Source organism: Actinomadura hibisca NBRC 15177 (assembly GCF_001552635.1).
Classification (GTDB): domain Bacteria; phylum Actinomycetota; class Actinomycetes; order Streptosporangiales; family Streptosporangiaceae; genus Spirillospora; species Spirillospora hibisca.
Genome location: NZ_BCRO01000130.1, coordinates 21,694 through 29,163, shown reverse-complemented (window position 1 = coordinate 29,163; position 7,470 = coordinate 21,694). Strand labels below are relative to the sequence as shown.

The window sequence follows — 7,470 nt, the reverse complement described above, 5'->3', positions numbered from 1 at the left end:
TCTACACCAGACCAACAATCCCAATCCCGCGCGGGTTTTCCGCGCCCGACCAACAACCTCTACCCCGCGCGGGGTTCATCCAGGAGCCCAACAACCCCACCCCGTGCGGGTTTCCCGCACCCGACCAACAACCCCAACCCCGCGCCCCGCGCCCGACCACCAACCCCAGCCCCGCGCGGGGTTGATCCAGGTGCCCACCAACCCCAGCCCGCACGGGTTTCCCACACTCGACCGCTAACCCCAACCCCGCGCCCCGCCCCCGACCATCAACCCCAGCCCCGCGCCCCGCACCATCACGCCCACCTCAGCCACTACAGACGGGGTTGCAGTGGGCAACGCCCCCTCCCTCAGTCCTAGCGCCAGGATTTGACCGCGCGGTCGATCTCCTTCTGGCTGGGCAGCCGCAAAGCCTCCGGGGGCTTCTCTCCAACGTCGAGGCGTTCGGCCTGGTCGGGGGCCATCTCGCCTTCGGGTGTGCGGAAGCCGAAGCGTTGCAGGATGTCGCGGGAGGAGCGTGCTCCCAAGGCGTCCTGGAACGCTTCGGCAGCCGCGCGCCTATCAGCGTTGGTGGTCGTGACGGCATAAGGGTGATCAAGGAGCAGCGTGCCTTCGCGCGGCGTCAGCACTGCCAGCGGATTAGGACGATGCGTCTTGTTGTAGGCGGCGACGGCCTGTTCGGTGGTGGCGGCAAGCGGACGGTCGAAACGTTCCGCGCTGGTCAGGGCGTCGAGCGGGCCCGCCTTCGGGGTCGCCTTCCGCAGGTCCTTCACCAACCCTGACGGCGGGTCGTCCTCCTTGGTGACCTGGGAGATGGCGAGCATCGTCACAGCGCCCGACATGCTCGCGGCGGGGTCGGCGGCGCGGCGCTCCAGCGGCAGGTCCTCGGCCTCGTCGTCCAGCAGCAGCTTCCAGGACGGCTTGATCTCCGCGTCCGCGAACTCCTCGCCGACCGCGCGGGGCGTCGCCAGCACCACCGGGGACGTCGCGATCGACGGCCCGCCCTTGGGGACGCCCTTCAGGCCCGCGTCCCCGGCCACCTTGAACCACAACGACGACTCGGGCACCCACGCGTCGGACACCTGCCGCACGGTCTCGTCGCGCAGGTAGTAGGCGGGTTCGGTGGGCATCACCTGCACGCGCACGCAGCGGCCCGCGACCCGGTGGTTCTCCACCGAGAAGCGGTCGGCGATCTCGCGCAGCGCCTGCGTCGCCTCCGGCTGCGCGGCGACCGTGATGTCCAGCTCGGAGCCGCAGGCCCCCTCGAACACGCCGGACGCCCACACCGCGCCGCCCGCCGCCGTGACCGTCAACGTGGCGGCAGCGCCCCACGCGACGGGCCTGCGCCACCACGGCCGGGGAGGCGGTGCCGCGCCGGGGGTCGGCTGTTCGTCCACGCGTCAGTAATACCGGACCGGGCGGCGCGATGGCGCGCCGCCCGGTCCTTGATGGAACTCAGATCCCGACGAGTGGCAGTTTCCGCTTCGCGCCGAAGTGGCCGATGCCGTCGGTGCGGCGGGCCGCCTCGATGCGCTCGGCGGGGACCGGCCCGTACAGGGTGTCGCGCTGGCGGGCGGGGCGGCCGGCGCGGGCCGCGATCTCCTCCAGCTCGCTGATCGCCTTGAACGACCCGTTCTCCGAGCCGGCCATGCGGCTGATGGTCTCCTCCATCAGCGTGCCGCCGAGGTCGTTCACCCCGCCCTGCAGGACGCGGGAGCACAGGTCCTCGCCGAGCTTGACCCACGACGTCTGGATGTTGTGGATCGCGCCGTGCAGCAGGATGCGCGCCAGCGCGTGCACGGCCAGGTTCTCCCGCACGGTCGGCCCCGGGCGGGCGAGTCCGGCCAGGTAGATCGGCGAGTTGTGGTGCACGAACGGCAGCAGCACGAACTCGCTGAACCCGCCGGTCCGCTCCTGGATCGAGCGCAGCAGCTTGAGGTGGCCCACCCAGTGCGCCGGGGTGTCCACGTGCCCGTACATCATCGTGGAGGTGGTCGGGAGACCGATCTCGTGCGCGGTGGTGACGACCTCCACCCACTGGTCGGTGGGCAGCTTGCCCTTGGTCAGCACCCAGCGGACCTCGTCGTCGAGGATCTCGGCGGCGGTGCCGGGCAGCGAGTCCACCCCGGCCTCCTTCGCCGCGATCAGCCACTCGCGGACCGACAGGTCGGTGCGGGCGACGCCGTTGACGACCTCCATCGGGCTGTAGGAGTGCAGGTGGATGCCGGGGGCGCGCTTCTTCACCTCGCGCGCGAGGTCGAAGTAGGCGGTGCCGGGCAGGTCGGGGTGGATGCCGCCCTGCATGCAGATCTCGGTGGCCCCGGCCGCCCACGCCTCGTCCACGCGGTCGCCGACCTGCTCCAGCGAGAGCGTGTAGGCGTCGGCGTCGGTGCGGCGCTGGGCGAACGCGCAGAAGCGGCAGCCGGTGTAGCAGACGTTGGTGAAGTTGATGTTCCGGGTGACGACGTAGGTGACCTCGTCGCCCACGGCCTCGCGGCGCAGGTCGTCGGCGAGGCGGGTGAGGGCGTCCAGCTCGGGGCCGTCGGCGTGCAGCAGGGCGAGGGCCTCGTCGTCGCTCAGCCCGGCCGGGTCCTTCTCGGCGCTGGCCAGGGCCGCCTTGATGTCGGCGTCGAAGCGCTGGGGCGCGTTCATGCGGTCCTTGAGCGCGTCCCAGTCGCCGTAGACCTCGTCGAAGTCGTCGCGGCGGTCGCTGGTGCGGCCGGTGGTGTCGATCTCGACGTGCAGGTCGGTGCGGCCGAACGCGGCGAACCCGCCGTCCGGCTCCTGCCAGGGACGTCCCTCCAACACGGCGTCCTCGCGCGCGAGGCCGGTCTTGGGGTCGGCGAGGGCGGCGACGTGCCCGGCGAGGCGCGGGTCGAGCCACGGTTCGCCGCGCGTGACGTACTCGGGGTAGATCGTCAGGCGCTCGCGCAGCGTGAAGCCGGACGCGGCGGTGGTGGCGGCCAGCTCGTCGATGTGCGGCCAGGGGCGCTCGGGGTTGACGTGGTCGGGCGTCAGCGGGGAGACGCCGCCCCAGTCGTCGATCCCGGCGCGCAGCATGAGGGCGTGCTCGTCGCCGACGAGGTTCGGCGGGGCCTGGATGCGGGCCTTGGGGCCGAGGACGATGCGGGCGACCGCGATGGTGGCGGCCAGCTCCTCAAGGTCGGCGTCGGGGGTGGCCATCATCTTGGTGTCGGGCTTGGCGCGGAAGTTCTGGACGATCACTTCCTGGATCGCGCCGTACTCGCGCATCGTCTTGCGGATCGCGAAGATCGCGTCCGCGCGCTCGGCGATCGTCTCGCCGATGCCGATCAGGATGCCGGTGGTGAACGGCACGTTGACCCGGCCCGCGTCCTCCAGCACCCGCAGCCGCACCGCCGGGTCCTTGTCGGGCGAGCCGAAGTGCGGGCCGCCCCGCTCGCTGAACAGCCGGGTCGCGGTCGTCTCCAGCATCATGCCCATGGACGGCGCGACCGGCTTGAGCCGCTGGAAGTCCCGCCAGCTCATGACGCCGGGGTTCAGGTGCGGCAGCAGGCCGGTCTCCTCCAGCACCCGGATCGCCATCGCGCGCACGTAGGACAGGGTGTCGTCGTAGCCGTGCGCGTCCAGCCACTCGCGGGCCGCGCCCCAGCGGTCCTCGGGGCGGTCGCCGAGGGTGAACAGCGCCTCCTTGCAGCCCATCGCCGCGCCCTGGCGGGCGATCTCCAGGACCTCGTCGGGGCTGAGGTAGGGCGACTCCAGCTTGTGCGGCACGGTCGCGAACGTGCAGTAGCCGCACCGGTCGCGGCACAGCCGGGTCAGCGGGATGAAGACCTTGCGGCTGTAGGTGATGATGCCGGGGCGGCCCGCGGCCTCCAGGCCCGCGTCGCGGGTCCGGGCGGCGTAGGAGAGCAGGTCGTCGAGCCGCGCGCCCCGGGCGTGCAGCAGGGTGGTGGCCTCGGAGGGGTCGAGTGTCTTGCCGTCACGGGCTCGGGCGAGCGCCCGGCGCAGTGCGGAGTCGGTCACACCAGCGTCCATGCCGGCACTCTATGCCAATCGTCATATTCCGGAAGCGGTGGGAGCCCCGCACCGGACGGCCTCCCCGGGGACAGCCGCGCCGCCGGATGATCTATTCCCTGCTCCGGGCCCGCTCGGCCTCCGCGTCGCCGGGCGGCGCGCCGGGCGTGTCGTCCGGGCCCCCGGCGCGCAGGCCCGGACGGCTCGCGCGCAGCTCGGCGGCCGACTCGCGCAGCGCGTCCAGCACCGCGCGCACCGACGGCCGCACGTCCGCCCCGACCCGCCGCCACAACACCATCCGGCGGTCCACCCGCGCCTCGGCCAGGTCGCGGACCACGATGCCGGGGTGCCGCTCGGCCAGGGCGAGGTCGGGGACCAGGCAGGCCGCGCCGCCGTGCGCGACCATCGCGAAGATGATGAGCAGGTCGTTGGTGCGGTGCAGGACGCGGGGGCGGAAGCCGCCGGTCTCCACGCAGGTGCGTTCCAGCAGGTCGGAGTGGTTGGTGCCGAGGTGGCCGGTCACCCACGGGCGGTCGATGAGCGCGGCCATCGACACCGGGCCGGGGTCGGCGGCCAGCGGGTCGGCGGCGGGCAGCGCGATCCGCATCGGCTCCACCACCAGCGTCTCGGCGGCCAGCTCGGGGCGGCGCGGGCGGGGCAGCCGGGAGTACTCGTCGGTCATGACGACGTCGATCTCCTGGAGCGCCAGGGCCTCCAGCACGCGGTGGAACTCCTCGTCCACCGTCTCCACCACCAGGTCGGGGTAGGCGGCGGTGAGGCGCGGCAGCGTGGGGGCCAGCACGTGCAGCAGCGCCGTCTGGAAGCCGACCACGCGGACGGTGCCCGCGACGCGCCCGGCGGCGGCCAGCGCCTGCTCCTGGGCGCGCTGCACGTCCGACAACAGCCGGTCGGCGTGCCCGGCCAGCACCTCCCCGGCCGTGGTCAGCCGCAGGCGGCGGCCGACGCGCTCGACCAGCGTGACGCCCACCTCCTTCTGGAGCTGGGCGAGCTGCTGCGAGACGGCCGAGGGGCTGTACCCCAGGGCCTCGGCGACCGCGCCGACGGTGCCGCGCCGCTCAAGCTCGCGCAGCACCCGGAGACGTCCCAGATCGAGCATCGTGAAGGAATCCTTACACAAACCGTCCAGAAAAGGTCGCTGGACCTCAATGTTGGACTGAGTCAAACTCTAGATACGAACACCGAACCGCGCGGGAACGTCCCGGGGGCCCGGCCAGGCCCCCACCAGAAACCCTAAGGACACTCCCATGATCACGCTCATCGCCCTCGTCCTCACCCTCGCCGCCTTCGGCGCCCTCGGCGTCCTGTTCGGCGCGGACTCCCGCGACGGCCTCGACTGGGCCCCGGACAACTTCCGCCTGCCGCGCCGTCCCGCCCCTCGCAAGGAAGCCGTCAGAAGGACCGGTAGTCCCGCACCGGCAGCCGCGGAGCGCGGCGCGGCGGACGGGGCGCGCCGCTCGCTTCAAGCAATCGGGTGACCCGGTGCCGATGACCGGCGTAGGGCTCCAGCAGCTCCAGCATCCCGGCGTCGTCCACCGGACGGCCCGCCAGCGCCCGGCCCACGATGCCGGGCAGGTGGTAGTCGCCGACCGAGACGGCGTCGGGATCGCCCAGGGCGCGCTGCCGGATCTCGGCGGCCGTCCAGACTCCGATCCCGGGCAGGGAGGTCAGCCGCCGCACGGACGGATCGGCCTCCAGACGGGACGCGTACCGCGCCGCGTTGACGATCGTCCGGGCGCGGACCGGCTCGGCGCCCGACCGGTGCCACTCCCACGACGGGATGCGGGCCCAGACCTGCGCCGGGGGCGGGACGCGCAGCTCAGGCGCGCCGGGCGCGGGCTCGCCGAACCGGCGCAGCAGGTAGCCCCAGGCCCGCCACGCCTCCTCCAGCAGGACCTTCTGCTCCAGCACCGCCGGGACCAGGGCCTCGAAGACGAGCCCGGTACGGCCGATGCGCAACCCCTCGCTCGCGCGCAGGGCCCGCTCCAGGATCGGGTGCCGCGCCTGGAACCTCTCGGGGACGTCGTTCGCTCCCAGGAGATCGGGGAGCCCGGCCAGCATCAGCGCCGCGCCCGGACCCCAGGCGGTGGCGTGGACGACGTCGCCGGGCACGACGCGCGCGGGATCGCGTGCGGTGCGCAGGCGCAACGTCCCCGGGCCGTCGGGGGTGCGGGAGACGCGCCAGATCGTGCCGTCGCGGTCGGTCCGGAACGACGGATCGCGGTGGCCTCGGCTGTGCGGTCGCAGGACGCGCCGCAGGTCGAGCGGCCAGGGGGCCCGCCACTCGCGGGTGAGCGGGGCGTCGGTCCGGTGGCCGGGGAGCGCTCCAGCGGTGCGCTCCCCGGCAACCACTTGCTCAGGCATCGGCGGAGAAACGCACCGCGGTGGGCGGCAGGGTGATCCCCGGCCACAACCGCAGGCCGTTCTTCAGCTCGTTGCCGGGGCCGACGCTGACGCCGTCGCCGAGCACCACGCCGTCGAGCACCGCGCCCGCGCCGACGCGCGCGCCACGTCCGAGCACCGAGTCACGCACGGTGGCTCCCTCGGCGACGAACGCGCCGTCCTGGAGCACGCTGCCCAGCACCGTCGCGCCCGCCTCGATCTCCGCGCCCCGGCCGACCGTCGTGCCGCCGCGCACCACCGCGCCCGGCGACACGATCGCGCCCTCCAGACACAGCCGCTCGCCAGGCTCGCCGGGCATCGCCGGAGAGGCGATCGCGCCCAGCACCAGGTCACGCGAGCCCTGCACGAACGCCTCCGGGGTGCCGACGTCCAGCCAGTACGCCGACTCGACGTAGCCCATCACCGGCGCGCCCGAGGCGATCAGGCCGGGGAAGGTCTCGCGCTCCACCGACACGACCTCGCCGGGCGCGATGGAGTCGATCGCGGAGCGGCGGAACACGTAGCAGCCGGCGTTGATCTGGTTGGTGACCGGGTTCGGGGTCTTCTCCAGGAACGCGGTGACGCGGCCCTCGCCGTCGGTCGGCACGCAGCCGAACCGGGACGGGTCGTCCACCTCGGTCAGGTGGAGGGTGACCGCCGCGCCCGCCTTCTCGTGCAGATCCACCTGGGCGCGCACGTCGTGGCCGGACAGGATGTCACCGTTGAGGATCAGCACCGGCTCGTCGGGGCCGCAGGTCAGCGCGGTGGCGGCGTTGCGGATCGCGCCGCCGGTGCCCAGCGGCTCGTCCTCGGTGACGTAAGCCAGGTCGACGCCGTGCGCGTGGGTGCCGAAGGCCGCCTCGAACATCTCCGCGCGGTAGGACGTCGCGAACACGATCCGCGTCACCCCCACGCTGCGGGCGCGGGCGAGCTGGTGCGCGAGGAAGGCGACACCGGCGGTGGGGAGCAACGGCTTGGGGGTGGAGATCGTCAACGGGCGGAGGCGGGTCCCCTGGCCCCCGACCAACAAAATCGCTTCCAACGGTTCCCTTCCTCGGATGCCGCGCGAAAACCAGC

5 protein-coding genes are annotated in these 7,470 nt (G+C 73.2%); all 5 read right to left on the bottom strand.

Annotation, left to right across the window (positions count from 1 at the left end; genetic code table 11):
* Positions 1-353: 353 nt before the first annotated feature.
* Positions 354-1,394, bottom strand: a complete 1,041-nt coding sequence (locus AH6_RS40310) for a substrate-binding domain-containing protein (RefSeq protein ID WP_083983925.1) — start codon at positions 1,392-1,394, stop codon at positions 354-356.
* Positions 1,395-1,452: 58 nt separating this feature from the next.
* Positions 1,453-4,014 (bottom strand): bifunctional FO biosynthesis protein CofGH, encoded by a 2,562-nt coding sequence (locus AH6_RS40305; protein WP_067491440.1) that lies wholly within the window; start codon positions 4,012-4,014, stop codon positions 1,453-1,455.
* 91 nt (positions 4,015-4,105) lie between these two features.
* On the bottom strand, positions 4,106-5,110 hold the full coding sequence (locus AH6_RS40300; protein ID WP_067491438.1) for a LysR family transcriptional regulator: 1,005 nt from the start codon (positions 5,108-5,110) through the stop codon (positions 4,106-4,108).
* Positions 5,111-5,403: 293 nt separating this feature from the next.
* Complete coding sequence (locus AH6_RS40295) at positions 5,404-6,375, bottom strand: DNA-3-methyladenine glycosylase family protein (protein ID WP_245679689.1); 972 nt, start codon at positions 6,373-6,375, stop codon at positions 5,404-5,406.
* On the bottom strand, positions 6,368-7,420 hold the full coding sequence (manB, locus tag AH6_RS40290) for a mannose-1-phosphate guanylyltransferase (protein WP_281180313.1): 1,053 nt from the start codon (positions 7,418-7,420) through the stop codon (positions 6,368-6,370). The genes AH6_RS40295 and manB overlap by 8 nt, the downstream gene beginning before the upstream one ends.
* Positions 7,421-7,470 lie beyond the last annotated feature (50 nt).